This window comes from Amycolatopsis heterodermiae, assembly GCF_034929455.1.
In the GTDB taxonomy this organism is placed as follows: Bacteria; Actinomycetota; Actinomycetes; order Mycobacteriales; family Pseudonocardiaceae; genus Amycolatopsis; species Amycolatopsis heterodermiae.
Map to the genome: position 1 here is coordinate 548195 of NZ_JAYFSI010000003.1, position 25798 is coordinate 573992.

General features: G+C 73.7%; 24 protein-coding genes. 16 read left to right on the forward strand and 8 right to left on the reverse strand.

Features of this window, described 5'->3' with window-relative positions; translation table 11 throughout:
• Positions 1 to 54: 54 nt before the first annotated feature.
• From VA596_RS18355 to VA596_RS18375, 5 genes are all read left to right on the forward strand, one after another.
• Positions 55 to 1149, forward strand: a complete 1095-nt coding sequence (locus VA596_RS18355) for a sensor histidine kinase (protein WP_323328687.1) — start codon at positions 55 to 57, stop codon at positions 1147 to 1149.
• Positions 1146 to 1799 (forward strand): response regulator transcription factor, encoded by a 654-nt coding sequence (locus VA596_RS18360; RefSeq protein WP_323328689.1) that lies wholly within the window; start codon positions 1146 to 1148, stop codon positions 1797 to 1799. Before VA596_RS18355 ends, VA596_RS18360 begins: the two co-directional genes overlap by 4 nt.
• 90 nt (positions 1800 to 1889) lie before the next feature.
• Positions 1890 to 2279 (forward strand): hypothetical protein, encoded by a 390-nt coding sequence (locus tag VA596_RS18365; RefSeq protein WP_323328691.1) that lies wholly within the window; start codon positions 1890 to 1892, stop codon positions 2277 to 2279.
• Between the two features lies 1 nt (position 2280).
• Complete coding sequence (locus tag VA596_RS18370) at positions 2281 to 3591, forward strand: DJ-1/PfpI family protein (protein ID WP_323328693.1); 1311 nt, start codon at positions 2281 to 2283, stop codon at positions 3589 to 3591.
• A 162-nt stretch (positions 3592 to 3753) separates the two neighbouring features.
• Positions 3754 to 7413, forward strand: a complete 3660-nt coding sequence (locus tag VA596_RS18375; RefSeq protein ID WP_323328695.1) for a family 78 glycoside hydrolase catalytic domain — start codon at positions 3754 to 3756, stop codon at positions 7411 to 7413.
• Positions 7414 to 7461: 48 nt separating this feature from the next.
• On the opposite strand, the gene VA596_RS18380 is transcribed toward VA596_RS18375, so the two are convergent.
• Positions 7462 to 7815 (reverse strand): hypothetical protein, encoded by a 354-nt coding sequence (locus tag VA596_RS18380; protein WP_323328697.1) that lies wholly within the window; start codon positions 7813 to 7815, stop codon positions 7462 to 7464.
• A 188-nt stretch (positions 7816 to 8003) separates the two neighbouring features.
• Between VA596_RS18380 and VA596_RS18385 the strand changes: the two genes are divergently transcribed.
• Positions 8004 to 8180 (forward strand): CsbD family protein, encoded by a 177-nt coding sequence (locus VA596_RS18385; protein WP_323328699.1) that lies wholly within the window; start codon positions 8004 to 8006, stop codon positions 8178 to 8180.
• Between the two features lie 98 nt (positions 8181 to 8278).
• Positions 8279 to 10114 (forward strand): FUSC family protein, encoded by a 1836-nt coding sequence (locus tag VA596_RS18390; protein ID WP_323328701.1) that lies wholly within the window; start codon positions 8279 to 8281, stop codon positions 10112 to 10114.
• Here the strand turns inward: VA596_RS18390 and VA596_RS18395 are convergent.
• Together VA596_RS18395 and VA596_RS18400 are read right to left on the reverse strand one after the other, a co-directional pair.
• A complete protein-coding gene (locus VA596_RS18395; RefSeq protein ID WP_323328703.1) occupies positions 10111 to 10413 on the reverse strand; it encodes a ribosomal protein L7/L12 in 303 nt (100 codons plus the stop codon). The genes VA596_RS18390 and VA596_RS18395 overlap by 4 nt on opposite strands.
• Before the next feature lie 41 nt (positions 10414 to 10454).
• Complete coding sequence (locus tag VA596_RS18400; protein ID WP_323328705.1) at positions 10455 to 11351, reverse strand: MBL fold metallo-hydrolase; 897 nt, start codon at positions 11349 to 11351, stop codon at positions 10455 to 10457.
• A gap of 79 nt (positions 11352 to 11430) precedes the next feature.
• On the opposite strand from VA596_RS18400, the gene VA596_RS18405 reads away from it, so the two are divergent.
• Together VA596_RS18405 and VA596_RS18410 are read left to right on the forward strand one after the other, a co-directional pair.
• Entirely contained in the window at positions 11431 to 12102 is a 672-nt protein-coding gene (locus VA596_RS18405) for a TetR/AcrR family transcriptional regulator (protein WP_323328707.1), read from the forward strand.
• Between the two features lie 31 nt (positions 12103 to 12133).
• Entirely contained in the window at positions 12134 to 12700 is a 567-nt protein-coding gene (locus tag VA596_RS18410; protein ID WP_323328709.1) for an isochorismatase family protein, read from the forward strand.
• Positions 12701 to 13179: 479 nt separating this feature from the next.
• On the opposite strand, the gene VA596_RS18415 is transcribed toward VA596_RS18410, so the two are convergent.
• Genes VA596_RS18415 through VA596_RS18425 form a run of 3 tightly spaced genes read right to left on the reverse strand, consistent with a single transcriptional unit; the run spans position 13180 to position 15341 of the window.
• Positions 13180 to 13506: an antibiotic biosynthesis monooxygenase family protein gene (locus VA596_RS18415; protein ID WP_323328711.1), complete on the reverse strand. Its 327-nt coding sequence runs from the start codon at positions 13504 to 13506 to the stop codon at positions 13180 to 13182.
• Between the two features lie 43 nt (positions 13507 to 13549).
• The gene (locus VA596_RS18420) at positions 13550 to 14452 is read right to left on the reverse strand and encodes a serine hydrolase (RefSeq protein WP_323328713.1); all 903 of its coding nucleotides are present in this window, start codon (positions 14450 to 14452) and stop codon (positions 13550 to 13552) included.
• A gap of 10 nt (positions 14453 to 14462) precedes the next feature.
• Positions 14463 to 15341: a LysR family transcriptional regulator gene (locus VA596_RS18425; RefSeq protein WP_323328715.1), complete on the reverse strand. Its 879-nt coding sequence runs from the start codon at positions 15339 to 15341 to the stop codon at positions 14463 to 14465.
• Positions 15342 to 15480: 139 nt separating this feature from the next.
• On the opposite strand from VA596_RS18425, the gene bla reads away from it, so the two are divergent.
• From bla to VA596_RS18460, 7 genes are all read left to right on the forward strand, one after another.
• A complete protein-coding gene (gene bla / locus VA596_RS18430) occupies positions 15481 to 16350 on the forward strand; it encodes a class A beta-lactamase (RefSeq protein WP_410171898.1) in 870 nt (289 codons plus the stop codon).
• Between the two features lie 147 nt (positions 16351 to 16497).
• A complete protein-coding gene (locus VA596_RS18435) occupies positions 16498 to 16746 on the forward strand; it encodes a sigma factor-like helix-turn-helix DNA-binding protein (RefSeq protein ID WP_410171894.1) in 249 nt (82 codons plus the stop codon).
• Positions 16747 to 16938: 192 nt separating this feature from the next.
• Entirely contained in the window at positions 16939 to 17697 is a 759-nt protein-coding gene (locus tag VA596_RS18440; protein ID WP_323328720.1) for an ATP-binding protein, read from the forward strand.
• Between the two features lie 169 nt (positions 17698 to 17866).
• A complete protein-coding gene (locus VA596_RS18445; protein ID WP_323328722.1) occupies positions 17867 to 19300 on the forward strand; it encodes a dynamin family protein in 1434 nt (477 codons plus the stop codon).
• 337 nt (positions 19301 to 19637) lie between these two features.
• Complete coding sequence (gene grpE / locus VA596_RS18450) at positions 19638 to 20432, forward strand: nucleotide exchange factor GrpE (protein ID WP_323328724.1); 795 nt, start codon at positions 19638 to 19640, stop codon at positions 20430 to 20432.
• Entirely contained in the window at positions 20425 to 22242 is a 1818-nt protein-coding gene (locus VA596_RS18455; RefSeq protein WP_323328726.1) for a dynamin family protein, read from the forward strand. Before grpE ends, VA596_RS18455 begins: the two co-directional genes overlap by 8 nt.
• Complete coding sequence (locus VA596_RS18460; protein ID WP_323328728.1) at positions 22239 to 24119, forward strand: Hsp70 family protein; 1881 nt, start codon at positions 22239 to 22241, stop codon at positions 24117 to 24119. Before VA596_RS18455 ends, VA596_RS18460 begins: the two co-directional genes overlap by 4 nt.
• A gap of 1 nt (position 24120) precedes the next feature.
• Here the strand turns inward: VA596_RS18460 and rimO are convergent, their stop codons facing one another.
• Together rimO and VA596_RS18470 are read right to left on the reverse strand one after the other, a co-directional pair.
• Positions 24121 to 25476, reverse strand: coding sequence for a 30S ribosomal protein S12 methylthiotransferase RimO (gene rimO, locus VA596_RS18465; protein WP_410171895.1), 1356 nt, complete (start codon positions 25474 to 25476; stop codon positions 24121 to 24123).
• Positions 25477 to 25478: 2 nt separating this feature from the next.
• A complete protein-coding gene (locus tag VA596_RS18470; RefSeq protein ID WP_323328730.1) occupies positions 25479 to 25790 on the reverse strand; it encodes a hypothetical protein in 312 nt (103 codons plus the stop codon).
• Positions 25791 to 25798 lie beyond the last annotated feature (8 nt).

Consider the following 25798-nt stretch of genomic DNA (forward strand, 5'->3'; position numbering starts at 1 on the left):
TTTCCCGGCCGGGAGGCGGTTGACCAGGTCTGGCGGACACCGCAGAGTGGCCCCATGAACCGGGCTCTGGCGGTGCTGACCGGCGGCGCCTTCCTCTCCGTGGTGCTCGGGGTCCTCGCGTCCGGGGAGCCCGTCCTCTCCCTCGTGCTGGGCGCCGTCTTCACCGCGCTCGGCACCGCCGGCTTCGGCTGGGTGCAGCGGCGCGAGCACCTCGGCTGGGCCGCCGCCTACGTCGTCGTCCAGCTGCCCCTGGCGTTCTTCGTCTTCACGATCAACGCCGGTGTCGGCGCGACGCTCTTCCTCGTGGTGCTGGTCAGCCAGTGCGTGGTGCTGAACCTGCCGCTGCCCGCCCTCGCCGTCGTGATCGCCCTGATCCCGCTCGTGCACCTGGGGATGTCACTGGGCGACGGCCTGCGCGAAGGGCTCGGGACCCTCGTGTCGGTGATCTTCGCGGCCGTCGTCACCGAGCTGCTCAAGCGGGAACAACGCTCCCGCGGTGAGCTCGCCGAGGTGCACGCGAAGCTGCAGGACTACGCCGTCCAAGCCGAACGGCTCGCGACGGCGCAGGAGCGCAACCGGGTCGCGCGGGACATCCACGACGGGCTCGGGCACGCGCTGACCGTGGTCCAGATGCAGGTCAAGGCCGCGCGGGCGGTGCTGCCGACCGATCCGGCCAAGGCCGACGACGTGCTCGCGAAGGCGCAGGAGCAGGCCGAAACCGCACTGGCCGACGTCCGGCGGTCCGTGCGCACGCTACGCGAACCCCGGTCGGTGCCGCCGTTGCCCGAAGCGCTGAAGGCCCTCGCCGAGGAGACGTCCGCGACGGGCGTCGCGGCGACGCTGACCGTCTCGGGGGTCGAACGGCCGTTGCCGGACGAGACCGGCGAGGCGCTCTACCGGGCCGCGCAGGAAGGACTGACCAACGTCCGCAAGCACGCCCGCGCGAGCCGTGTCGACCTGGTGCTCGCGTACGCCGAGGAGGGCGTCCGCGTCGAGGTCCGCGACGACGGCGCCGGCACCGACGGCGCGCCCGCGACCGGCTACGGCCTGCTGGGGCTGCGGGAACGGGCCGCGCACCTCGGTGGGAAGCTGGCCGTCGAATCGGCACCGGGACAGGGGTGCACGCTGAGCATGGAGGTACCGGCGTGAGCCCGGTCCGGGTCCTGCTGGTCGACGACCAGGCCCTCTTCCGCGAAGCCCTCGCGACGCTGCTGGCCACCCGCGACGACATCGACGTCGTCGGCGAAGCGGGCAACGGCGACGAAGCGCTGGCACGGGCCGCCGAGCTGACTCCCGACGTCGTCCTGATGGACCTGCGGATGCCGGTCCTCGACGGGGTCGCCGCCACCCGGCGGCTGCGGCTGGCCCAGCCGGGCGTCCAGGTCATCGCGCTCACCACGTTCGACGACGACGAGGACGTCTTCGCCGCCCTGCGCGCGGGAGCCGTCGGGTACCTGCTCAAGGACGTGTCCTCGGCGCGGCTGGTCGAGGCCGTGCTGGCCGCCGCGCGGGGTGAGTCGGTGCTCCAGCCGTCCGTCGCGGCGAAGGTCGTCGCCCGGTTCGCGCAGCTGCCCGAGACGGCCGCTCCCCGGCCGCAACCGCTGGTCGTGCCGCTGTCGGAGCGGGAGCTGGAGGTGCTGCGGCTGGTCGCCGACGGCCGCAGCAACCGGGAGATCGCCGCGTCGGTGTTCCTCGCCGAGGGCACCGTGAAGAACCACGTCACGAACGTCCTGGGCAAGCTCGGCGCCCGGGACCGCACCCAGGCCGCGCTGCGGGCCCGGGATCTGGGGCTGCTCTGAGGGGGTCATGACCCCCGGTCATGACTTCCGGCACCTGGCAGCACGCCCGCCGGCCGGGACTCTCGTCCAGGACAACCTGGAGGGAACCCCATGACCACCACCGAAACCGGCCGCGGCACCGGCCGCAAACTCGCCCGGTTCGCCGGCCACTACGTCGAGATGGTCGCCGCGATGATCATCGGCATGGTCGCGCTCGACCCGCTCTGGCCGGACGCCTGGACGGCGCGGCCGGCAGTCGGCGCCCTCGTGATGGCCACCGACATGAGCGTCGCGATGGCCGCGGCGATGCTGCTGCGGCGGCACTCCTGGGCGCGGATCGCCGAGATGTGCGCGGCGATGTACCTGCCGTTCGTGGCCTTGCTCGCGCCGTACTCGCTGGGTGTGCTGTCCGGCGAAGGCCTGATGATCGCCGGGCACGTGATCATGTTCCCGCTGATGCTGGCCGTCATGGTGTGGCGCCGCGCCGAGTACTGGCACTGACATGAGAGTCCTGCGCCGCATCGCGCTCGTCCTCGCCGCCGTGGTCGCCGTCCTGCTGGTTCCCGGCGTCGGTGCCACCGTCTCCGCTCTGGCGACCTTCCGCGCCCTCAACGCCCCCGGCCCGCAGCGGGCCGCGCCCGCCACCCCGCCGGTCCCCCACGACCCGGCCAAGCCGACCGCGGTGGTCGTCGTCGGGAACGCGGGTGCCGTCGTCTCCGACACGCTCGCGCCGTACGAGATCCTGGCCGCCACCGGCCGGTTCAACGTCTACACCGTCGCCCCGGACCGGACGCCGAAGCCGTTGACCGGCGGACTCGACCTGGTGCCCGACCTGAGTTTCACCGACCTCGCCGCCCGGCTCGGCGGGGCCGCGCCGGACCTCGTCGTCGTCCCCGCGATGCCGGACACCGGGGAGGCCTCGAACGGACCGGTCACCCAGTGGCTGCGGGAGCAGGCCGCCCGCGGCACGCAGCTGCTGAGCGTCTGCAACGGCGCTGGCGTGCTGGCCTCGGCCGGCCTGCTCGACGGCCGTCCAGCCACCGCGCACTGGCTGAAACTCGAGACCTACGCGAGCGACTACCCGGCCGTGCAGTGGCAGCGCGGGAAGCGGTACGTCGATGACGGGAAGGTCGTCACCACCGCCGGGATCCTGTCCGGCATCGACGGGACCCTGCACCTGGTCGAGCGGATGGCCGGCGCGGGCGTGGCCGCGGACGCCGCGAAGGCGATCGGCTGGCGGCACTACGGCACCCCGGTGCCGGTGACCACCCCGGCCGCGATGCCGGACGCCGTGGCGATCGTCAACGCGGGTTTCCGGTGGAACCCCGCCGAAATCGGCGTGCTGGTGCCCGAGGGCGCCGGCGAGATCGAGCTGGCGTCGGTGTTCGACACCCAGGGCCAGTCCCTGTCGTCGCGGACCCTCGCGGTGACCGCCGACGGCGGCCCGGTGCGGTCCCGGCACGGGCTGACCTTCGTGCCCCGGTCTTCCCTGGCCGACGCCGCACCGGACCTCGACCGGCTGCTCGTGCCCGGGGCCACGCGCGGAGTCGCGACGCCGCCCGGCGGACCGGCCCCCGAGTACGTCCACGACCGGCCCGGCTTCGCCTACGACGTGGCGGTCGGCGGGCTCGCGCGCGACACCGACGTCGCGACCGCTCGGTGGACGGCGAAAGCCCTGGAGCTGCCCACCGAAGACGTCGTGTTCGACGGCCCGGCGTGGCCGTGGTGGCCCACGGCCGTCCCGGTCGTGCTCGTTCTTCTCGGGGTGGTCGGCGTCGTGTTCGTCGTACGGCGAAGGCGCCGGGTGGAGTGACCTAAAACGATTTATGCGGCGGCGATCGGACCAGCACGGACGATCGCCGCTGCACCCGGTGGAGTATTGCGGTTGCGTGATCCTCTGATTACAGTCACATATCACGCTGGATTGAAACGTTTTAAGGATCCGCTCCCCCGTCCCCGTCATCCAGGAGCCGCAATGCCGCGATCCCAGCTCTGGCGCGCGACCACCACCACCGCCCTCGCCGCGACCCTGGTGCTCTCCGGCGCCGCCGCTCCCCCGGCGGGCGCCGCACCACCACCGGACCTCTCCGGGGCCCACTGGATCTGGTACCCCGAGGGTGACGCGCGGGTGTCCGCCCCGGCCGCGACCCGGTACTTCCGCACCACGTTCACCGTCGCGACCGGCGCGGTCAGCGACGCCCGGTTCAGCGTGACCGGCGACGACACCGCCGACGTCTGGCTCAACGGCAAGCCCCTCGCCTCCTCGGCCCGGGTCACCGACTCCTGGAAGACGGGGCTGCCGGTGGACCTGCGGCCGGCGCTCGTCCCCGGCGTCAACACCCTCGCCGTCGCCGTCCGCAACGCCGGCGGCCCGGCCGGGCTGCTCGGCCGGGTGCACGTCGCGACCGCGTCGGGCACCACGGACCTGACCACCGGGGCCGGCTGGAAGAGCGCACAGACCGCGCCGGAAGGCTGGGAACAGCCCGGTTTCGCCGACGGGTCCTGGCCCGCGGCCGCGGATCTCGGCGGTTACGGCGCCGCGCCCTGGGGCACCGGCGTCACCACGCCGGACTCCACCGGCGCAGCCCCGCTCACGGTCGCGAGCGCGACGGTCGGCACGCGCACGAACCCGATCGGCGTCGACCCGGCGCAGGCCCGGTTCGGCTGGAAGCTGACGTCCTCGGCGTCGCAGCAGCGGCAGTCGGCGTACCAGATCGTGGTGTCCGCCAACGGATCCGACGTCTGGGACAGCGGCCAGGTCGCGTCCGCGCAGCAGGCCGACGTCCCGTACGGCGGTCCCGCGCTCGGCTCACTGACGGCCTACACCTGGCGCGTCCGGGTCTGGGACGCCCAGGGCCGCGCGAGCGGCTGGAGCGCGGTGCAGCGGTTCGAGACGGCGCTGCGCGCCCCGGCCACCGAGTGGACCGGCGCGTTCATCGGGCGCTCGGCCGCGGGCCCGGACCTCGCCGGGGCCAGCTGGGTCTGGTACCCGGAAGGCGACCCGGCCGGCGGGATCCCGCCGGCGACCCGGTTCTTCCGCAAGACCGTGCAGCTGAGCGCGGCGCCGTCGAAGGCCACGCTCGTCGTGACCGGCGACGACAGCGCGACCGTCTGGGTCAACGGCACCCAGGTCAGTGCCTCGCCGCGGACTGCCGACTCGTGGAAGCAGGCCGCCGTCGTCGACGTCGGCCCGCTGCTGACGACCGGTGCGAACGTCATCGCGGTCAGCAGCGAGAACACCACGCAGAGCCCGGCCGGGATGATCGCGAAGCTGACCGTCACGGGCGGGCCGACCGTCGTCACCGACGGGACCTGGAAGGCGAACCAGACCGGGCCCTCCGGCTGGGAGCAGCGCACGTTCGACGACAGCGCGTGGACCGCGGCGCGGGCCCTGACCGCCTACGGCAGCGGGCCGTGGGCGTCGAACGTCGTCGTCGCGTCGCCGTCTCCCCTGCTGCGCAAGAGTTTCACGGTCAGTAAGCCGGTGGCGAGCGCTCGGCTGCTCACCACGGCACTCGGTCTGCAGGAGACCCGGCTCAACGGGACCAAGGTCGGCGGCGAGGTCCTCGCACCGGGCTGGACCGACTACACGAAACGGCTGCAGTACCGGGTTTCCGACGTCACCGGCCAGATCCGGCAGGGTGAGAACGCGCTCGGCGCGATGCTGGGCAACGGCTGGTACTCCGGCAGCATCGGCATCGCCGGGAGCCAGCGCTACGGCACCAAGCCGTGGTACTCGGCGCAGCTGCGGCTGACGTTCACCGACGGCACGACCGCGACCGTCGCCACCGACGGCACGTGGAAGACCGGCGACGGCGCGATCCGCGCCGACGACCTCTACCAGGGCGAAACCTACGACGCGCGGCTCGCACCGGCGGGCTGGGACCAGCCGGGCTTCAACGACAGCGCGTGGCAGGCCGCCGGCGTCCGCACCGACGCGAAGCCGAACCTCGTGTCCCAGGTGGACAACGGCGTCACCGTGCAGCAGGAGTTCCACCCGGTCGCCATCACCCAGCCCAAGCCGGGTGTGTGGGTCGCCGACCTGGGCCAGAACTTCGGCGGTGTCGACCGGCTTTCGGTGACCGGACCGGCGGGGACCACGGTGACGCTGCGGCACGCCGAGGTGCTCAACCCCGACGGCACGATCTACACCGACAACCTCCGGGCCGCGCAGGCGACCGACCGGTTCACCCTCGCGGGCACCGGCGGGGCCGAGACGTACGAGCCGCGGTTCACCGTGCACGGCTACCGGTACGTCGAGCTGACCGGGCTGCCGTCCGCGCCGACCACGAACACCGTCACCGGGCGGGCGATGTGGACGTCCGGAGCGCAGACCGGCACGTTCACCTCGTCCAACACGATGGTGAACCAGTTGCAGCACAACATCCTCTGGGGTGAGCGCTCCAACATGCTTTCGGTGCCGAGCGACTGCCCGCAGCGCGACGAGCGGCTGGGCTGGACCGGTGACATCGGGATCTTCGCCGGCACGTCGACGTTCAACCTGGACGTGGCGAACTTCCTCGGCAAGTTCAGCGACGACCTGACCGACGCCCAGCACGCCGACGGCTCGTTCACCGACGTCGCGCCGGGGGTGCTCGACGGTTCGGGCACGGCCGGCTGGGGCGACGCGGGTGTCATCGTGCCCTACACCCTGTGGCAGCGCTACGGCGACACCGCGGTGATCCAGAAGCACTTCGACGCGATGGTCAAGTGGGTCGAGTACCTGCGCTCGACGTCCGGCGCGGACCTGATCCGCGACCACCAGACGTTCGGGGACTGGCTCAACGTCAACGACAACACCGCGCAGGACCTGATCTCGACGGCGTTCTTCGCGTACTCGTCGCGGCTGGTCTCGCGGATGGCGGCGACCACCGGGCACACCGCGGAGGCGGCCAAGTACGGGACGCTCGCCGACCAGATCGCCACGGCGTTCACGAACAAGTTCTCGGCCGCGGACGGCACGGTCGGCGCGAACACGCAGACCGGGTACGTCCTGGCCCTGGCCTTCGGCCTGCTCCCGGCGGCACGGGTGCAGCCGGCGGCGGACAAGCTGGCCGCACGTGTCACAGCCGCAAATGGCCACCTGAGCGTCGGCTTCCTGGGCGTGGAGAACCTGCTGCCGGTGCTGGCCGCGCACGGGCACGCCGACGTCGCGTACCAGGTGCTGCTGCAGCCCGGGTTCCCCGGCTGGGGCTACATGATCGGCCGCGGCGCCACGACCATCTGGGAACGCTGGGACGGCATCAAGACCGACGGTTCGTTCAACGATCCCGGGATGAACTCGTTCAACCACTACGGGCTCGGCTCGGTCGGCGACTTCCTCTACCGGTCCGTCGGCGGCCTGTCCCCGGCGGCCCCGGGGTACGCGGCGCTGTCGGTGGCACCTCAGCCGGGCGGCGGGCTGACCTCGGCGAAGTCGTCGTACGAGACCCCGTACGGCGGCGCGGTCAGCGACTGGTCGATCGCCGGCGGCACGCTCACCCTGCGGGTGACGGTCCCGGCGGGCACCTCGGCCACGGTGAAGGTCCCGACGTCCCAGCCGGGCGCGGTCACCGCACCGGCCGAGGCGGTGCCGTCGGCGGCAGGCACGTACTTCGTGCCCGCCGGGTCGTACGTGTTCACGGCTCCCGCGTGAGACCGGGCCGGTGCCGTCGCGGTGTGCGGCGGCACCGGCCCGTCCGGGTCAGCTCCGGAGGGCCAGGTTCAGCGCGTCACCCGCGCTGTCCAGGCAGTCGACGCAGATGACCGCGTCGCGTGGGGCGCAGCGCAGCCGGACCAGGGGGCGCCGGAACCCGAGGAACGTGCGGCGCTCGCGGCGGCCGCAGAACTCGCAGACCGGGGCCTGCAGGTCGCTGACCGCGTCGAGGCGCTCGCCCGCCTCGTTCGTGCGCTCCTCGCCGTCGCCGACGACCCGCAGCCCGGCGCGCACGCAGTCCAGGCAGATCGGGCCGGCCGGGCCGGGCACCCGGGGCGCCCCCGAGCGCGGGAGCCTGCCGCAGAACCTGCAGGGGCCGCCCGCACCGTTCGTCGCCTTCAACCTGAGGCCTCCTCCGGTCGTGTCGGTCCTCGCCACGCTACGCCTGCTCCACGCGGGGGCGTGACGGCTCTCACGTCACCCGGACGGCTGGCTCGATGTGTAAGCGCCCGACTGGCGGGTAACCCTCCAGCAAGGCCCTCGTGGCGACAGGCCGATCCGGAAATGTCGCCTGACGAAAGGTGCGTCGGATGAACGACAAGATCCAGAACAAGGGTGAAGAGCTCAAGGGGCGGGCCAAGGAAGCCGTCGGCGACGCCACCGGCAACGAGCAGTGGCAGGCCGAGGGCAAGGCCGACCAGGCCAAGGGCTCCCTCAAGCAGGCCGGCGAGAAGATCAAGGACGCCATCAAGGGCGTCAAGGACTGATCTGGTCCTCCCGAAACCGCCGCATCCCGCATCCCGGGGTGCGGCGGTTTTGCGTGCCAGGATGACCACGGCGATCCGCGCGGCGAAGGGTTGAAGTGGTGAAAGGCCTGGTCAAGGGCGTCGGGATGCTCGTGTTCATCGTCGCCGTCGTCGGTGCGACGGCGGGCATCGGCGTGGCCGCCGGCCTCGGGAACACGGTGGTACTGGCCGGGCTGACCGCGTTGTTCTGCTTCATCGCCGCCACCGGCGGCCCGGTGCGCTCCGACCTCGTCCTGCTCGCCGGTTACGCGCCCGTGGTGGTCGCCGGGGTGGCGGGACCCCGGCTGCTCGGCGCGGTGTCGGACGTCGCCGCGATCGCGCTGCTGGTCGTCGTCGTGTTCACCGCCGCGCTGCTGCCGGCGCTCGGCCCGCGGTTCGTCACGGTCGGGCTCGGGCTGGGCATGGCCTCGGTGTTCGGCTACGGCTTCCAGCTCACCGGCACCGCGTCCGCCGGCCAGATCATCGGTGCGCCCGCGCTCGCCGTCGGGGTGGCGATCGTGCTGCGGCTGCTGCTCGGAATCGGCGACCCCGGCAAGCCCACGCGGGAAGCGCTGGCCGACGCGCTAGCGGGTGGCGGGCGCGACACCGCCGAGCGCGCTGTACGGCTGTGGCTGGCCGACCGGCCGCGGAAGTGGCAGAGCCGCGTGTTGGGCGCGGGCGTGCGGGCGCGCGCCACCGCCGCGGTGCTCGGCGACCGGCGGCGCACGCTGACCGAAGACCAGGCCACCGCGCTCGGCACGATCCTCGACGCGGTGGACGTCGAACTCGCTCAGCTCGCCGAGGCCGTCCGCGCCAAGGATGCCCCGGACGAGATTGTCGCGGCCGCCCGTCCTGATCTCGTCGTCGATCTCCCCGGGGAGACGCGACGGCTCGTCGACGAGCTGTGGTCGGGCGTCGACGCGGTGCGCGAGGCCGTGCTCACCCGCGACGAGTCCGTTGTGGACGTTCCGCGCCAGGCCGTGCGGGAGGCGTTGCGCCACGAGGCGGAAGGCATGCTCTCCTGGCGTTCGGCGCAGCTTCGGCACGCCGTCCGGTGCGCCCTGGGGATGCTGCTCGCCCTCGTGGTCGCGCGGTTCCGCCCGGGCGACCCGCTCACGGTGTCGTTCCTCATGACGACCTTCGCCGTGCTGCAGCCGGAATGGCGCGACACGCTCAGCAAGGCGTGGCAGCGGGTCGGCGGCGCGCTGGGCGGCGCTGTCGTGCTCGCGCTGGTGCTGTGGCTGCTGCCGCACGACGCGCTGCTGCCGATCGCCCTGGTCGCGCTGCTGGCCGGGTTCCCGCTGATGCAGAGCAAGCCGACGGTGTTCAACGGGTGCATGGTGCTGCTGAGCGTGGGGATGAACTCGGCGACCAAGCACCTCGACGCGCGGACCCTGCTCGTCGAGTACGTCCTGCTGATGGTGCTGGCGGTGGCGATCGCGCTGCTGTTCGGCTTCGCCGCCGTGCCCGGGGTGCGTAAGCCGTCGCTGGCGGAGCGGTTCACCGAGGCCGTGGACACGACCCGTGCGCTGCTCACGGCGGTCGCGGCCACCCTGAGCGGCGAGACCGCCGGGCGGCGCGAACTCGGCGTGCGGTTCCGCGCCGCGGCCCGCGCCCAGCAGGACCTGCGGGCGCCGGAGCCGGGCAGCAAGCCGCCCGAGGCCGGTCAGCAGGCCGCCCTGGACTCGGCCGCGGAAGGACTGCGCGGGCTGGCCGCGTCGGCGGGGGCGTTGCTCCTGCGCGGCGGCTCGGGGCCGATGGCGGGGTTCACGTCGTCGGCCGCGCAGGCGCTGCACGGCTCGTCGGCGATCACGGCCCCGGACGAGCCGCTGGACGAGGAGCAGCGCCTGGTGGCCGACACGGTGATCGCGGACGTCCTGCGCGTCCGCCACGCCGCCCCGGCCCTCGCCGGCTAGAGCATCCGCTCCACGGCGTCCTTCGCGTCCTTGAGGCCCGCGCCGGTGCTCTCGCGGTAGGCCTTGATCGCCTGGATCTTCTTGCCCTCCTGCAGGTACTTCCGCACTTCGGGCAGGTCCGCGAGCTGCGGCTGGGCGGGATCCGCGACGGCGACGCCGAGGTGCCCGGCGATGGCGTCCAGCTTCAGCTCCATCCGGGCGAGGCGGCGCTCGAGGCGGTTGACCCGGCGGTCGTTGGCCGAGGCGCCCAGCGCGACGGCGGCGACCAGCACGACCATGGCCAGCAGCGTGTAGTCCATGGTGGACATCGTAGTGAGCGGCGGCGCGGTGCGCGCGAGGTTCAGCCCGCCGCGTGAAACGCCGTGGCCGCCAGGCCGATCCACTCGGGATTCGCCCACTCCGGCCACCGGGCCCGCGCGTCCTCGCCGATCTTGGCCGCCGTCTCCTCCGCGGACGCGCCGCCGGTCTTCAGCCGCGCGACCTCCGCCTGGACGTATTCGAGGTAGCCGCGGATGTCGTGGAGCAGCGTCACGTCCGCGATTTCGCCGTGACCGGGCACGACGATCGCCGGGTTCAGCTCGGCCATGCCGGCCAGGGCGCCGATCCAGCGGCCGCCGTCGAAATCGGTGTCGTGCGGCGGGAAGTACGGCGCGATCGGGAACATCCGGGTCTCCGCGAGGTCGCCGGTGAAGAGCACGCGGTCGTCGACGAGGACCGTCTGGTCGCCCGCGCTGTGCGCCGGGCCCCACTCCCGCAGCACGACCCGGTGGCCGCCGAGGTCGAGCTCCGCCCGGCCTTCGTAGACGAAGTCGGGGTCGACGAAGGTGACGTCCTCGAGTTCTTCGGCGATGGCCGCGCCGAGGCCGCGGAACATCTGGACGTACCCCGGGCCCTTGCGGGCCAGCTCGTCACGCTGACCCCGGTTGGCGATGATCGTGGCCGCGCCCGCGAAGACCTCCGCGCCGAAGCCGTGCTCCGGGTGGAAGTGTGTCGTGGTCAGGTACAGCGGCCGTTCCCCGGCGAGCTTCTTCGCCTGCGCCAGCACGTATTCGCCGTTGCGGCGGCCGAGGCCGGTGTCGACGACCAGGGTCGCGCGGTCGCCGACGACGAAGCCGATGTTGGGCACGAGCGGCACCCGGTTGTCGTGCAGGACGAAGACGCCGTCGGCCACCTCGGCCGGTTCGCCTCGCACGATCGGCGGCGCGGCCTCCGTCACGTCGGGCAGGTCTGCGCCCATGTCCGGGCTCCCATCTGATCGGTGTTCAGTTCCAGATCTGAACATAGTACAGATTCTGAGCGGTGTTAAGATCAGGTCCATGGCACGCGAGCGGTACCACCACGGAGACCTGCGCGACGCGCTGCTCGACGGCGCCGAAGCGCTGGTGCGCGAGCGCGGGGCCGACGGCTGGAGCCTGCGCGAGGCCACGGTGCGGATCGGGGTCAGCCCGAGCGCCGCCTACCACCACTTCGCGTCGCGCGACGTGCTGGTCCGCGCGTTGTCCGACCGGCTGGTCGCCCGCCTCGGCGAGCGCATGGCCCGGGCCGCCGCGCACGCCAGGGGCGGGCCCCGGCATCGGCTCGTGGCGGCGGCGCGTGACTACGTCCGCTGGGCGATCGAAGACCCTGCCGTGGCCAGGCTGGTCTTCGCGGCGCACCGCGCCGAGCCCGGCGACGCGGTTTCCCCGCACCCCCACGACGTGTTCGCGGCCGAACTCGACCGGCTGGCCGACGAGGGCGGGCTGCCCGCGTCCGCGCGGCCCGGCGCGGAGATCCTCGTCTGGTCGGCGATGCACGGCCTCGCCACGCTCCTGGCCGACGGGCTGGTCCGCCTCGACGGCCCGCGCGCGCTCGACCGGCAGGCCGAGCGGCTGATCGGGGCCGTGTTGACCGGGCTGGCGGCGGAACCCGAGCCGTCGTCACCCTGGCCGCTCCCCCGGACGTCGCACACCGAGCGGCAGGCGCGCGAAAATGTCGGTGGCCCGGCTTAGAGTGGTCGCGACCACCGACGGGGAGGACACCATGACCACACTCACCGACCGGCCGAACACCGGTCTGCTGGTCGTCGACGTGCAGAACGGCGTGATGAACGGCGCCCACGACCGCGAGGCGGTCCTCGCGAACATCGTGGCCCTGGTGGACAAGGCGCGCGCGGCCGGCGTCGAGGTCGTGTGGGTGCAGCACACGAACGACGAGCTCCCGCGCGGCAGCGAGACCTGGCAGTACGTCCCGGAACTCGTACGCCGCGACACGGAACCGCTGGTGCACAAGCTGTACGGCGACTCGTTCGAGGCCACGGACCTCGAGGAGGTCCTGGCCGCGCGCGGCATAGGTCACCTGATCGTGGCAGGCGCCCAGACCGACGCCTGCATCCGAGCCACCCTCCACGGCGCGATCACCCGAGGCTACGACGCAACCCTGGTCGCCGACGCCCACACGACGGAAGACCTGTCGGCCTACGGAGCACCGGGTCCCGGAGCGGTCATCGCCCACACAAACCTGTACTGGCAACACGAAACAGCACCTGGGCGAGTCGGCGGCACGGTGACGACTGCGGAGGTGGACTTCGCGGTGAAGACGCCAGCCTGACTGGGGCTTGGCGGTGAACCGGGGTGGGCTGACGGGCGATGTGGTCGCCGGTGCAGCCACAACAGCCGGATTCATGGAAGGTGGCGTGGCGCAGCCGCGCTATCGCCATCGAGAACGGCCGGCTTCGTGCCTGGCCGCATGGTGCGGACATAGCATGGGCTTAACCGCCGGTCTCGAGTGCAGCCGCAGGGCACAACCCGACGACACAGTCGTCGGGGGGCACAAGCGCATGCGCGGCGCCGGACTCGTGCGTGGCAACCGGCTCATGTTCAACCGGGCTGCATAGCCGCCGGATTCACGAGTAACCAGCCGGGCCGCCGCAGCTGCCCGACGCTGCGGCGCAGCCGCCAAGCGGTCAAGCCCCGACCACCACCGCGCGGTGTAGCGCCCGCGGGTCCGCCAACGGGCACAGCCGTCCGGCCGCCGGGCTCGGGCGCAGCCGCCAACTCCGCACAGCGGCACCCACCGGCCTCATCCCTCTAGCGCTCGAAGCCGTAAGCGCGCTCCACCCTGGCCACCTCGATGTGGTAGTCCGCGTACCACTGCTCCCGGCCGCGGCGTTGCGCCTCCAGGTGCTCCGGGTGTTGCTTCCACGCCGAGATCGACTCGGCGTCGCGGTAGTACAGCACCGTCAGCTCGCGGCCGTCCGCGTCCGTCTTCGACTCGCGGCCCAGGTAGCCCGGCTGGGCTCTTCCCAGCTCGGCCATGCGCTGGTCCATCGGGGCGTAGCCGTCGAGGTGGGCGGCGTCCAGCTTGCTGCTGACGATCACCGCGTAGTACGGCGGCTCGGGTCTCGTGAAGGACACCAGCGAGAGCCTAGGCGCCGGAAATCCCGCGCCCAACCGGTTTTCAGGCCGCGCGCAGGTGGTCGCGCAGCTGCCGCGCCACCCGGGACATCAGGACCTCCGCCTCCGGCTGGACGACCGCCGGGACCCTCGACTCGGTGAGGGCGACGACGCCGTACGCCCGGCCGTCGGCGTGTTCGACGACGCCCGCTTCGTGCCGGAGGTTCAGCAGGGTGCCCGTCTTCGACGACCACTTCGCGGCGTCCGAGGCGAAATCCGGGGTCAGGCGGTGCCGCAGGACGTTGTGCCCCATCAGGTCCCGGACGTCGGCGGCCACCGACGGGTCGATCTTCGACGGCGTCCACAGCGCCTGCAGCAGGTCGAGCAGCGCACGCGCGGAGGCGGCGTTCGCGCGGGTGACGTCGAGCTGGGCCAGCCGGTGGCCCTGCCCCTCGGTCCCGGCACCGATGGCCAGCGAGTGCGCCAGGTCGACGTCGCCGGAGCCGAAGCGCTCGGCCGGGGTGTCAACGAGGTCGCTCATCGGGTGGCGCACGGCGATGCCGTGGACGCCCCACTCGTCCAGCATCCGGCCGACCTCCGCCGGCGGGGTCAGGCCGAACAGGGCGTCGGCCGCCGCGCCGTCGCTCAGGGACGTGCTGAGGTAGACCAGGTCGTCGACGGCGACGCGCGCCGGGTGGCGGAAGCGGGTCAGGCCGATCGGGCCGGGCGTGGTGACGCCGCCGGGCTCGACCTCCAGCCGGGCCGCGCCGTCGAGCTCACCCCGGCGGATCCGCTCCAGGGTGACCGCCGCGAGGGGGACCTTGACCACCGACGCGATCGGGAACACCCGGTCCGGCTCGATGCCCAGCTCCTGCCCGGACGCCAGGTCGCGGACCAGGAACGAACCGCGCAGCCCGCCGTCGGCCAGCTCGGCCCGCAGCTCACGGACCAGCGTCTCGGTGGTCACCCCGCCCTCCTCACGTCCCGGTGGCGCCGAGGCACCGCCCCACGGCCTCCCCCAGCGCCGTGCGCAGCCGGTCGGCGTCCGCGCCCAGCGCGGCCGTCGCGTCGTAGCCGCGCGCAAGATCGATCTCCCCGATCGGCCGCCACTGTAACCCGAGGTCGGCGGCCTGCGCGGCTGAGCACAGCAGCAGGTCCGCCGAGCCGAAGACGCCGGCCGCCGCCGAGGTCAGGGAATCCGCCGCGCTGACCTGGGCGGGCTGCAGGCCCACGGCGTCGCGGAGCCGCAGGATGCGGTCACGCACGTGCGGGACGTCGTCCTCGGGCTGGAGCCAGACGCGCCGCCGCGGGCCGCCCGCCCGTCCTGCCCGCAGGGTCTCCAGGTGGACGACCTTCGCCCGCGGCGCGGCCACCCCGGCCAGGCCCAGCGGCACGGTCCACGCGCCCTCCTCGGCCGGGACCGCGACGAGCGCGGCCCGCACCTCCTGGGTGCGGACCAGCTCGGCCCGCTCCCCCGGCGCCGCGGCCCGGAACTCCAGGTGGACGTCGAGCTCCCGGGCTTCGGCCGCGAGTTCGGCCAGGTCCCGCACGCCGCAGGTGTCCGGGACCGCCACCCGCATCGGCCGCAGCCGGGCGCGGCGGGCGTCGTGTTCCAGCGCCTCGGCCAGCCCGACCAGGCGTTTCGCGGACGGCAGCAGGTCGCGCCCGAACGGGGTGAGCGTCGCCCGGCGGGACGACCGGTCGAAGAGCCGCTCCCCCAGGTGCCGCTCCAGCGCGGCGATCCGGCGGCTGGCGACCGGCTGCGGGATGCGCGCCAGCGCCGCGCCCGCCGTGAAGCTGCCCGCCTCACTCACGCTGACGAACGCCCTGCAGCCGCCGACCAGGTCCACGACCACACTCTATGCGATTCCGGCATGGAACTGCTCGTTTCCGTCTTGGACAGCATGAGCGGACGCGGTGAGACTGCGAGAGCCGATCAAGACGAAAGGAAGTCCCGTGCCGTTCCCCCACGTCCGGCGGACCGCGCTCGCCGCGCTGGCCCTGGTCACGCTCACCGCCTGCGCCGGACCGCAAACCGCACCCCCGGCGCCGACCACGCCGTCGTCGCAGCCCGCCGCCACGCTGGCCCCGCAGCCGGACTTCGAGCCGCTCGAAAGCCGGTTCGACGCGCGGCTCGGCGTCTACGCCGTGGACACCGGCACCGGCCGCGAGGTCGCCCACCACGCCGACGACCGCTTCGGGTACGCCTCGACGCACAAGGTGTTCTCCTCCGGCGCGGTGCTCCAGCGCACCGCCGTCCCGGACCTCGGCAAGGTGCTCAAGTACACCCGCGCGGACCTGCAGGAGAACTCGCCGGTCACCGAGAAGCACGTCGACACCGGCATCACGCTGCGGGACGCGATCGACGCCGCCCTGCGCTACAGCGACAACACCGCCGCGAACCTGCTGTTCCGCGAGCTCGGCGGCCCGGCCGGGCTCGGCGCCGCGCTGCGCGGGATCGGCGACACCACCACCCACGTCGACCGGACCGAGCCGGGGCTCAACGACCTCGCGCCCGGCGACATCCGGGACACCAGCACCCCGCGCGCGATGGCCGCCAGTCTGCGCGAGTTCACCCTCGGCTCCGCGCTGCCGCCGGAGAAACGAGCCATCCTGACGGACATGATGAAGGCCAACACCACCGGCGGCGCCCTGATCCGGGCGGGTGCGCCGGCGGGCTGGGCCGTCGCGGACAAGACCGGCACCGGCTCGTACGCGACGCGCAACGACATCGCCGTCGTCTGGCCGCCCGGGCGGGCGCCGATCGTGCTCGTGGTGCTGTCCGACCGCAAGACCGAGGACGCGAAGCACGACGACCGGCTGATCGCGGCCGCCGCCCAGCTCGCCCTCGGCACCTTCCGCTGACGCCCGAATCGGTCCACAAAGGATTCGCAAGGCGATCTTCCGGTAGGGTGAAACGGAACGCGTGCGCCGTCCCGGACCCCGATGGCCGAATCCACCGGGCACCGGGACTCGTGCACCCCCGCCCCGGTGCCGACCCGGGAGAGCACCGTGGGAGCAGCGCCGCCGCCGGACGTCCAGCTCGTGCGGGAGGCGGTCGGGGGTGACCACGACGCGGCGCAGCGGCTGTTCCGGCTGCTGCGGCACTACCGCCAGGTGCTGACGTTGCGGATCCTGCTCGGGTACTCCGCCGAGGAGACGGCGGAGCTGCTCGGCATGCCGAGCGCCGAAGCGGTGCGGGTGGCCCAGTTCCGCGCGATCCGCCGGCTGCGCCGGGTCCTCCGGTTCGCCGCGGCCTGAGCGGGTAAGTCCGATGTGGACAGACGGGGGACCAACGGCGCCTCGCCGGTCAGGCGCACGGGTTCGTCGATACGGAGTACTGCGCGCGGAAAGATCACGACTAGCGTGGAGCGCCATGGAGTCTTCGGCGGCGGGACCCCGGTTTCTCCCCTTCGCACGCCGCCGGCGCGCCGGCGGGGACCGACGGATTCCGTGCCGTCCGCACTGACCCTGCGGCTGACGCCCCGGCCGGAGAGCGCCCTGGTGACCGTCAGCGGCGACCTGAACCTGCCCGGCTACGCCTCCCTGCGCGACGGCCTGCTCAAGATCGCGGCCGACACGCCGCCGGGGATCGTCGCGAACGTCAGCGGGCTGACGATGGGTGAACTGGCCCCCGCCAGCGTCTTCCCGCTGATCGCGCGGCGCATCGAGCAGTGGCCGGGCATCCCGCTGTCGCTGGTCACCGACCGCAACGCGCACGTGCGGCTGCTCCGGCGCTCCGGGATCGACCGCTTCGTCGCGGTGCACCCGGACGTCGAGGCGGCGGAGCACCACCAGGCCACGCCGATCCGGCACCAGGCCGACCGGACGCTCCCCCGTACACCGAACACCGTCGCGCTCGCCCGCTCGTTCGTCCGCGAACTGGCCGCGCGGTGGGACGTGCCCGAGCTGGTCTACGACGGTGCCCTGATCGCCGGCGAACTGGCCGACAACGCCGTCCGGCACACCTCGTCGGCGCCGCGGATGCGGCTGGACCTGCGCCGCGGCCTGCTGACCGTCGCGATCGCGGACGACAACCCGGACCCCGCCGTGCTGCTCGACCGGTCCGACGTCCGCAGCCCGGGGCTCGGCCTCCGCATCGTCGCGCACGCGGCGAAGGCCTGGGGCAGCAGCCACCGGTGGTCCGGGGGCAAGGTCGTCTGGGCGGTCCTCCCCTCGGCCCGGCACCACGCGCGCGGCGAGCCGGGCTGATTCCGGAAAACCCGTTGGTGGGCAAGGAACTCACCACCGGCCGCACCCGTGGAGAAATCAGTCTGCGCCAATCGGGTGCACCCGCCGGTTTTGGAGAACCCGGATGTATCGCGAGCCGTGTGCCGACCGACCTATAGCTGTCGAAAACGGACGCTGACGAAAGCTGACCATGATTCCGCAGCAGCAGGCGTGGCCCCTGGCCGAGGCCGTGCTCGAACTGGCGGTGCGGGCCGCCGCCGCCCCGGACCCCGCGCTCGCCGCGGCCGGGAACCGGACGGCGGAACGGTTGCGCCGCCCGCTGTGCGTCGCCGTCGTCGGCCGGGTCTCCTCCGGCAAGTCGACGCTGCTCAACGCGTTGCTCGGGCGCTCGGTCTCCCCCACCGCCGGCGGCGAATGCACGAAGGTGCTTTATTCCTTCCGCCACGGGATGTGGGACTACGCGGTCGCCGAACCGCGTGACGGCTCCCGTGACGTGCCGATGAACTTCGAGGGCACCCGGCTGTCCACCACCATCCCGCTGCCCGCGGACCGGCTCCGCCGCGTCAACGTCACGCTCCCGGCGTCGCTGCTGCAGCGGGTCACGCTGCTGGACACCCCGGGCCTGGCGTCGACGAGCGTGGAGACCTCGGCGGTCACCGCGCGCATGCTGGAGGACACCAGTGACGCGGCGGCGGACGCCGACGCGCTGCTGTTCTGCCTCAACAGCACACTCAAGGACGACGAAGCCGCGGCCGTGCGGACGTTCCGCGCCGCCCGCGGCGGGGCGCGGCTCACCGGCGGCACCGCCGTCGGGCTGCTGACCAAGGCGGACCAGCGGACGTCCGACCGCAAGACGGTCTGGAAGGAGGCAAGCGAGTCGGCGCGGAAGATGTCCGCCGCGCACGCGGAGCTGTTTTCCGAGGTCCTGCCGGTGATCGGGCTGCTGGCCGAGACCGCGGCCAGCGGCGCGCTGCGCGAACACCACGCGCGGGCGCTCGCGGCGCTGGCGAAGGAGTGGAATCCCGACCGGAGCGAGATCGCGCTGGCCAGCCCGGAGCTGTTCCTGGAGCTGCCCGGCCCGGTGTCCCGCGAAGAGCGTGGCGAGCTGGTCGCGCTGCTCGGGACGTTCGGCATCGGCGAGCTGCTCGAAGCCCTGCGTTCGGGTGTCCCGGCGCACGCGGCCGCGCTGACGGAGGTGGCGCGGGCGGCGTCCGGGCTGGACGCGGTGACCGCGCGGCTGGAGGTCGTGCTGGGCAACCGGGCCGACGTCCTCAAGGCCGCGTCCGCGCTGGAGGACCTGCTCGACCGGGCGCAGGCCGCGGGCGACCGCACGATCTACGGCCAGGCGCAGCAGCTGCTCGACCGGGCGGAGATGTTCCCGTTGCGGCTGCAGGAAATGGCCCGCCAACTGGCCCGCGGCCGAGTACGGCCACCGGCGGGCATGGCCGAGGAGGCATGGCTGGCGGTGACGGTCGGCTTGCCGCGCTCGACGCCCGCAAAGGCGGCTCAGCGCGCCGGCGCGTGGCGCGAGTGGTCGGCGCTGGCCGACACCTCGGGCCGCAACGTGGCCCGGGTGATGGTGCGCGCTTGGCAGCTGGCCACCCGAGAGGGCGGCGGTGCCTGATGAACCCGCACCGGTTGTCGCTCACCGCCACCCCGCAGGAGTGGTCGGCGCTGCCCGACACTTCGCGCCGCAACATCGCCCGCGTAGTGGTCCGCGCCAGGCAACTGACCACCCACCAGGACGGCCGGTGCCCGGTGGGAAAGGCCCACCCCCGCCGACACCTCGCACCGCAACATCGCCCGCGCAATGGTCCGCGCCAGGCAACTGGCCACCCACCAAAACGGCGGCACCCGATGACCCCGCACCCGCTGTCGCTCCCCGACACCTCGCGCCACAACGTCACCCCCGTAATGGTCCGCGCCAGCCAACCGGCCACCCACCAAAACGGCGGCGCCCGATGACCCCGCACCGGCTAACGCTCGCCGCCGCCGCGGTGGCGGCTGCGCTTCTCGCCTTCATCGTCGTGATGCTGCTCGAACCGGCCAAGCCCGACACCCGCCGGACCGCGGCCGAGGCGCTGGCCGCCGCCGTGAAAACCGGGGACGCCGGGGCCGTCGCCGCGGTGCTGCCGAGCGGGGCGAGGGCCGTCGTCGTGCTGCCGCCGCAAGAAAGCGGGCTGGCCACCGGGGCCTCGACGGCCGATGGCGCGGTCGCCCTGTACCGCGGCGATGTCGACGTCCGACCTCTGCTCGACCGGCTGTCCGCCGCGGCGGACAGCACAGCGAGCGTCGCGACGCCGGACGGCGCCTGGGCGGCGGTGGCCACCGAGGCGGACAGTCCGCTGCCCGCCGCGTTCGCCGGGGCCGGGCTGGCCGCCGTCGCGCTCGTTGCCGGGGCCCGCGTGTTCGGGCGGGCGCCGACAGCCAGGCCGGCGGCCGCGGACCCGGGGCACCGCGAGCTGCTCATCCTCCGGCTCGCCGAGCTGATGCCCCAGCTGCCCGAGGGGCTGGCCTGGCAGGCGGCGAACGCGCTGGCCGCGGCCGGGGTGCGGCCGGTCTCACCGGACGGGGCGCCGTTCGATCCGCGCGCCCACCAGGCCGTCGGGACCGAGCCCGCGCCGGACACCGGCCGGGTCGACACCGTCGCCCGGACCGTGCGGCCCGGTTACAGCGACGGCGCCCGGGTCGTCGTCTACCCGAAGGTCGTGGTGTACGCGGACGCGGCACCCGCGGGGAGGCCTGCCGATGACTGACACCACCGCGCGGCTCGCGCGCATCCTCGGCGCCGTCCGCGCCGAAGCCGTGCAGGGCAAGCACCAGGACCTGGTCGAGCACCTCGACGCCGCGGCACCGGCCGACCGCGGCGAACGGATCCGCGTCGTGGTGGTGGGCGAGACCAACCGGGGAAAGTCCACTTTGGTCAACAGCCTCATCGGGCGGCCGCTGCTGAGCCCGGTCAGCGCCGAGGTCACCACCTCCTGCTGGCTCGAGCTGTCCTACGGCGAACGCGACGAGGCCGTCGTCCTGCTCGCCGACCCGGCGGCGCCCGGCACCCCTCGCCGGGTGCCCATCGACGTCCGGGACGTCGCCCGGTACGTCGCGCTGCCCGAGATCGCCGACCCGGTGCTCGGGGTCGAGGTCAAGCTGCGCGCGCCGCTGCTGCGGGACCTCGTGCTGGTCGACACCCCCGGCGTCGGCGGCCTGCAGGAGGGGCACGCCCAGGCCACGCTGGCCGCACTCGGGCAGGCGGACGCGGTGCTGTTCGTCTGCGACGCCACCCAGCCGATCCTGGCCCCCGAGGTCGCGTTCCTGGCCGAGGCGGCCGTCCGGGTGCCCGCGGTGGTCGTCGCCGCGACCAAGCGCGACACCAACGCGGACTTCGAGGTCGTCGTCGCGGAGACGCGCTCCCGGCTCGCCGCGCGGGACGAACTGCGGCACGCGCCGGTGTTCGCCGTCTCCGCGCCGCTCGCGGACCGGGCCACCGACGTCGAGGACGCCGGGATCGCCGCCCGGCTGGTCGAGCTGTCGGGGATGGCCGAGCTGGTCGGCACGCTCAAGCGGCAGGCGGCCTCCGGGGCCGACGCCCTGCGCGCCGCCAACGCCGCGCGCGTCGCCGCCCGGGTCTGCCGGGTCCTGCTCGCGCGGGCGGAGGAGTCGGCGGCGCACGCGCTCGGCGACGCGGACCGCGAACGCGAGCTGGAGGCCGAGATCGCCACCCTCACCGGGCTGCTCGCCGACCGCGAGTGGCTGATGTCGGCGACCGACCGGCGGCTCACGGACCTGCTTGACGAGACCGTCGGCGGCTTCACCACCGCCGTCGCGCAGCTGCGCGACCGGTTCAAGGCCGAGGCCGAGCACGGGCCGGCCAACCGCCTGGACGCGCTGGCCCCGCGGATGATCGCCGACCTCACCGCCCTGGGCGTCACCACGCTGGAGGCGACCGAGGAACGGACCACCCGCCTGGCCGCCGCGCTGCTGGACCGGCTCGGGTTCGGCGGGGTCGCCCAACCGTCGCCGCAGCCCGTGGGCCGGCCCGCCGGTCCGGCCGTGCCGCGGTTCTCCGACGACGCCCCGGCTCGCGCGCAGGCCGGGCTGACCGTCGCCACCGACGTCTTCGAGAAGCTGACGAAGATCGCCGGCGGCGCCGCGGCCGTCGTGACGTTCCTGACCGGGCCCGGGGTGCTCGCCGCCTGCCTGGCCCTCGCCGCGGGCGCCGGCTGGTGGCGCTACCACAGCGGCGCCGAGGGGGAACGCCGCAAGCAGCTGGCCGCCTGGGTGACCTCCGCGGCCGAAGGGGAACGCGCCGGCTTCGACCGCGAACTGACCGAACGGATCCGCCGCGTCCGGACCTACCTCGACGAGGTGCTGCCGGAGCTGATCACCGCCCGCCGCCGCGAGCTGACGCGGCTGCAAAGCGAACTGGCCGACCTGGAACGGGCCGGAGCGCAGGCGCGCCAGGCCGCCGCCGCGTCGCTGACGACGCTCGTCGCCGTGCTGACCGGCCTGCTCCGCGACGCGGACGAGCTGGCGGCCGAGCTGCTGGAAAGGAAACCGACACCATGACGTGGGTTCTGGCCGTGGACTTCGGCACCACGAACACCGTGGCCGCGGTCGCCGACGAAGCCGGCGTGCACATCGTCAACGTCGACGGGAAGCCGGTGCTGCCCTCGGCCGTGTTCCTCAACGAGGCGGGCAAGGGCGGCAAGTACAGCTGGATCGTCGGGACCGCCGCGGTGAACTTCGCCCGCCGCCGCCTCGACCGGTTCGAGGCCACGCCGAAGAAGTCCATTTCGGACGGGACGCTCTTCCTGGCCGGGCAGGACGTCCCGGTGGTCGAGGCGATCGCCGCGGTGTTCCGGATCGTCACCCAGGAGGCCGCGCAGCAGCACGGCGGGCAGCCGCCGGCCGCGTTCACCGTCACGCACCCGGCGACCTGGGGCGAGTCCCGCGTGCGGGTGCTGCTGGAGGCCGCGCGCTCGGCGATCGCCCAGCTCAAGGGCTGGCCGATGCCGCACCCGCTGACCGAGCCGGAGGCGGCCGCGCAGCGCACCCTCGGCATCGCAACGCTGCCGCCGGAGTGCCGGCTGGTGGTCCTCGACCTCGGGGGCGGCACGGTCGACGTCACCGTCGTCGACCGGCGGGGTCCGATGCTCACGGTCGCCGGGCGGCCTACCGGACTGGACTCGCTGGGCGGTGAGGACTTCGACCTGCGGCTGGCCCGGTGGATGACGGCCGAGGTGGGCCGGCCCGGCCTGTTCGACCAGCTCGCGACGTCCGAGGACGCGACCCGGCGGGAAACCGCGGTCGAGATCCGGGACCACGCGCGCGACGTCAAGGAACAGCTGTCCAAGCTGCCCGCCGTGCCGGCCCAGCTCCCGCGCGTCCCGCCGGAACTGCCCGACTACACCCCGGTCCTGGTCAGCAAGCCGAACCTGGAAGAGCTGGTCCGCGGCGGGCGCGGCCGGGAGCCGGGCCTGACCGAGGCGGTCGAGCTGGTGGCCGGCGCGCTCGCCGAAGCGGCACCCGGGCCGCCTCCGGCCGGGGTGTTCCTGGTCGGCGGGTCGTCCCGGATCCCGTTGCTGGGCACGCTCGTCACGCAGCGGATCGGGCAGCCGCCGCTGGTGCACGGCGACCCGACGACCGCGGTGGCCGACGGTGCCGCCCGCCACGCCTGGGCCCGCGCGCACGGCCCGGCTGCCTTCCCGCCGCCCGGCCCGGCCCCCGTCGTCGTGCCGCCGCCCCGGAAACGACGCCGGGCGCTGGCGGCGTCGTTCTCCGCGATGACCCTCGTGGTGCTCGCGGTGGCGGCCTACCTGATCGTCGTGGCGAACGAAAGCTCCCGCTCCGGCTACACCTGCTCCGACGGCACGACGGTCGAGTACTCGTTCGACTGCCCGACCCGGACGAGCACGACCTCGGACACCTCGACGTCCGGCCGGTCGACCACGACGGACACCACCGACACCACGGACAGCACGACCACCACCAGGCCGTCCACTGTGGACGATTCCACGGTCCTCGCGGCGTCGAAGCGGGTGTGGCGGCTGGTCGACGAGCTCGACTCGTGCCGGGTCGAGGACACCAACCTGATGGACGGGGAGAAGGTCGGGGTGAGCTGCCCCAGCGGGGACATCTTCTACAAGGTCCTGTGGACGACCGACAGCGCGCGGGCCGACCAGGCCATCGTCGGCACCTACGAGAACGCGATCGGTACCCCGAAGCGCAATTTCACGATCACCGGCGACCCGACGATCGTGGGCTCGAGGATCTCCGGCGCGTGGACCGACGAGCAGGGCCGGGCCCGGTACAGCTGCGTGTGGCAGTACAACCAGTACCCGATCGCCCTGGTCGTCACCGGCGCCTCGGCCTCGTCGGTCAGCCCGGCCTGCGACGCGGTGACCGTCTACAACAACGCCCAGCTCGCCGACCGCGTCGGCTGACCTACGCGAGGAGCCGCGCTTCGAGGTCGGCGCCGTCGGCGCGGACGACCTCGGCCCGGACCAGCTCGCCCGCCTCGGGCCGGGTTCCGGTGAAGGTGACGACGCCGTCGACCTCGGGGCCCTGGTGCGCGGCCCAGCCGTGCCCGGCGGGCCCGGCCAGCACCTCGACGACCGTGCCGACCCGCTCTTCCGCGCGCCGGGCCCCGGTTTTCGCCGCCAGCAGCGACAGTTCCTCGACGCGCTGCGCGACCACTTCGGCGGGCACCTTGCCCGGCAAGGCAACGGCCTCGGTGCCGTCCTCGTCCGAGTAGCCGAACACGCCGGCGACGTCCAGCCTCGCCTCCTCGAGAAAGCGCTTCACCTCGGCGAATTCGGCGTCGGTCTCGCCGGGGAACCCCGCGATGAAGTTGGAGCGCACACCCGCCTCCGGGGCGGCCGCGCGGATCTTCTCCAGGAGCTGCAGGAACCGTTCCCGGTCCCCGAAACGGCGCATCCGCCGCAGGACCGGGCCGCTGGCGTGCTGGAACGACAGGTCGAAGTACGGCGCGACCCCGGGCGTCCCGGCGAGCGTCTCGAGCAGGCTCGGGCGCAGTTCGGCCGGCTGCAGGTAGTTCACGCGCACCCGGCCGACGACGGCGGCGAGCCGCGGCAGCAGCTTCTCCAGCGCCTGCAGGTCGCCCAGGTCCTTGCCGTAGGACGTCGAGTTCTCGCTCACCAGCACGACTTCCCGGACGCCGTGGCCGGCGAGCCACTCGGCCTCGGCGAGGATTTCGGCGGGCGGCCGGGACACGAACGCGCCGCGGAAGCTCGGGATGGCGCAGAAGGTGCAACGCCGGTCGCAGCCCGACGCCAGCTTCAGCGGGGCGACCGGACCGCCGCCCAGCCGGTGGCGCAACGGCCGCGGTCCGCTCGCCGGGCCGTGGCCGGGCACGGGCGCGGCCACCGCGGGCCGTTGCACCGGCGTGATCGGGAGCAGCAGCCGGCGGTCCTGCGGGGTGTGCGCGGGATGCGCGCGCCCGTCGAGGACGTCCCGGATGCGGTCGCCGATCTCCGGGTAGTCGTCGAAGGAGAGCACGGCGTCGGCTTCGGGCAGCGCGTCGGCGAGCTCGCGGCCGTAGCGCTCGGCCATGCAGCCGACGGCGACGACCTTCGCGCCCTTGCCGGAGGCGGCGAGGACCGTGTCGATGGACTCCTTCTTCGCCGCTTCGATGAAGCCGCAGGTGTTCACCACGACGACGTCGGCTGCGGCGCCGGGCTCGGCGAGCCGCCAGCCCGAGGCGTCCAGGCGCGCGGCCAGCTCGTCGGAGTCGACCTCGTTGCGCGCGCAGCCCAAGGTGACCAGGGAGACGGTGCGCACCGTCAGGACACCACGATCCCGCCGTGCGACGGCTGGTCGCTGACCGCGGCCATGACGGAGTCACCCGGGGGCCGGTCGCCGATCGCCCGGGTCTGCACCAGGACCGGCGCGTCGACCGCGGGCACGGCGACGTTCAGCGGGAGGTAGGCGGTGACGACCAGGCCGCTGGCCAGCAGCACGCGGGCGATCCGGCGGCGCCGGTCACCGGCCGCCTGGACGCTGACGCACCGGCCCCACTGCTGCCCGGCCGGTGCCTCCGGGGTGCTCTCCCGGCGGAGACGGCGTTCTTCGGCCAGACGCTCGAGCATGCTCATGGTTCCCC

What these genes read in the sequence shown, in the direction of transcription:
- VA596_RS18355 (WP_323328687.1), top strand. Translation starts at nt 55, where the DNA reads ATGAACCGGGCTCTGGCGGTGCTGACCGGCGGCGCCTTCCTCTCCGTG.
- VA596_RS18365 (WP_323328691.1), top strand. Translation starts at nt 1,890, where the DNA reads ATGACCACCACCGAAACCGGCCGCGGCACCGGCCGCAAACTCGCCCGG.
- VA596_RS18370 (WP_323328693.1), top strand. Translation starts at nt 2,281, where the DNA reads ATGAGAGTCCTGCGCCGCATCGCGCTCGTCCTCGCCGCCGTGGTCGCC.
- VA596_RS18375 (WP_323328695.1), top strand. Translation starts at nt 3,754, where the DNA reads ATGCCGCGATCCCAGCTCTGGCGCGCGACCACCACCACCGCCCTCGCC.
- VA596_RS18385 (WP_323328699.1), top strand. Translation starts at nt 8,004, where the DNA reads ATGAACGACAAGATCCAGAACAAGGGTGAAGAGCTCAAGGGGCGGGCC.
- VA596_RS18395 (WP_323328703.1), bottom strand. Translation starts at nt 10,413, where the DNA reads ATGGACTACACGCTGCTGGCCATGGTCGTGCTGGTCGCCGCCGTCGCG.
- VA596_RS18400 (WP_323328705.1), bottom strand. Translation starts at nt 11,351, where the DNA reads ATGGGCGCAGACCTGCCCGACGTGACGGAGGCCGCGCCGCCGATCGTG.
- VA596_RS18405 (WP_323328707.1), top strand. Translation starts at nt 11,431, where the DNA reads ATGGCACGCGAGCGGTACCACCACGGAGACCTGCGCGACGCGCTGCTC.
- VA596_RS18410 (WP_323328709.1), top strand. Translation starts at nt 12,134, where the DNA reads ATGACCACACTCACCGACCGGCCGAACACCGGTCTGCTGGTCGTCGAC.
- VA596_RS18445 (WP_323328722.1), top strand. Translation starts at nt 17,867, where the DNA reads ATGATTCCGCAGCAGCAGGCGTGGCCCCTGGCCGAGGCCGTGCTCGAA.
- grpE (WP_323328724.1), top strand. Translation starts at nt 19,638, where the DNA reads ATGACCCCGCACCGGCTAACGCTCGCCGCCGCCGCGGTGGCGGCTGCG.
- VA596_RS18455 (WP_323328726.1), top strand. Translation starts at nt 20,425, where the DNA reads ATGACTGACACCACCGCGCGGCTCGCGCGCATCCTCGGCGCCGTCCGC.
- VA596_RS18460 (WP_323328728.1), top strand. Translation starts at nt 22,239, where the DNA reads ATGACGTGGGTTCTGGCCGTGGACTTCGGCACCACGAACACCGTGGCC.
- VA596_RS18470 (WP_323328730.1), bottom strand. Translation starts at nt 25,790, where the DNA reads ATGAGCATGCTCGAGCGTCTGGCCGAAGAACGCCGTCTCCGCCGGGAG.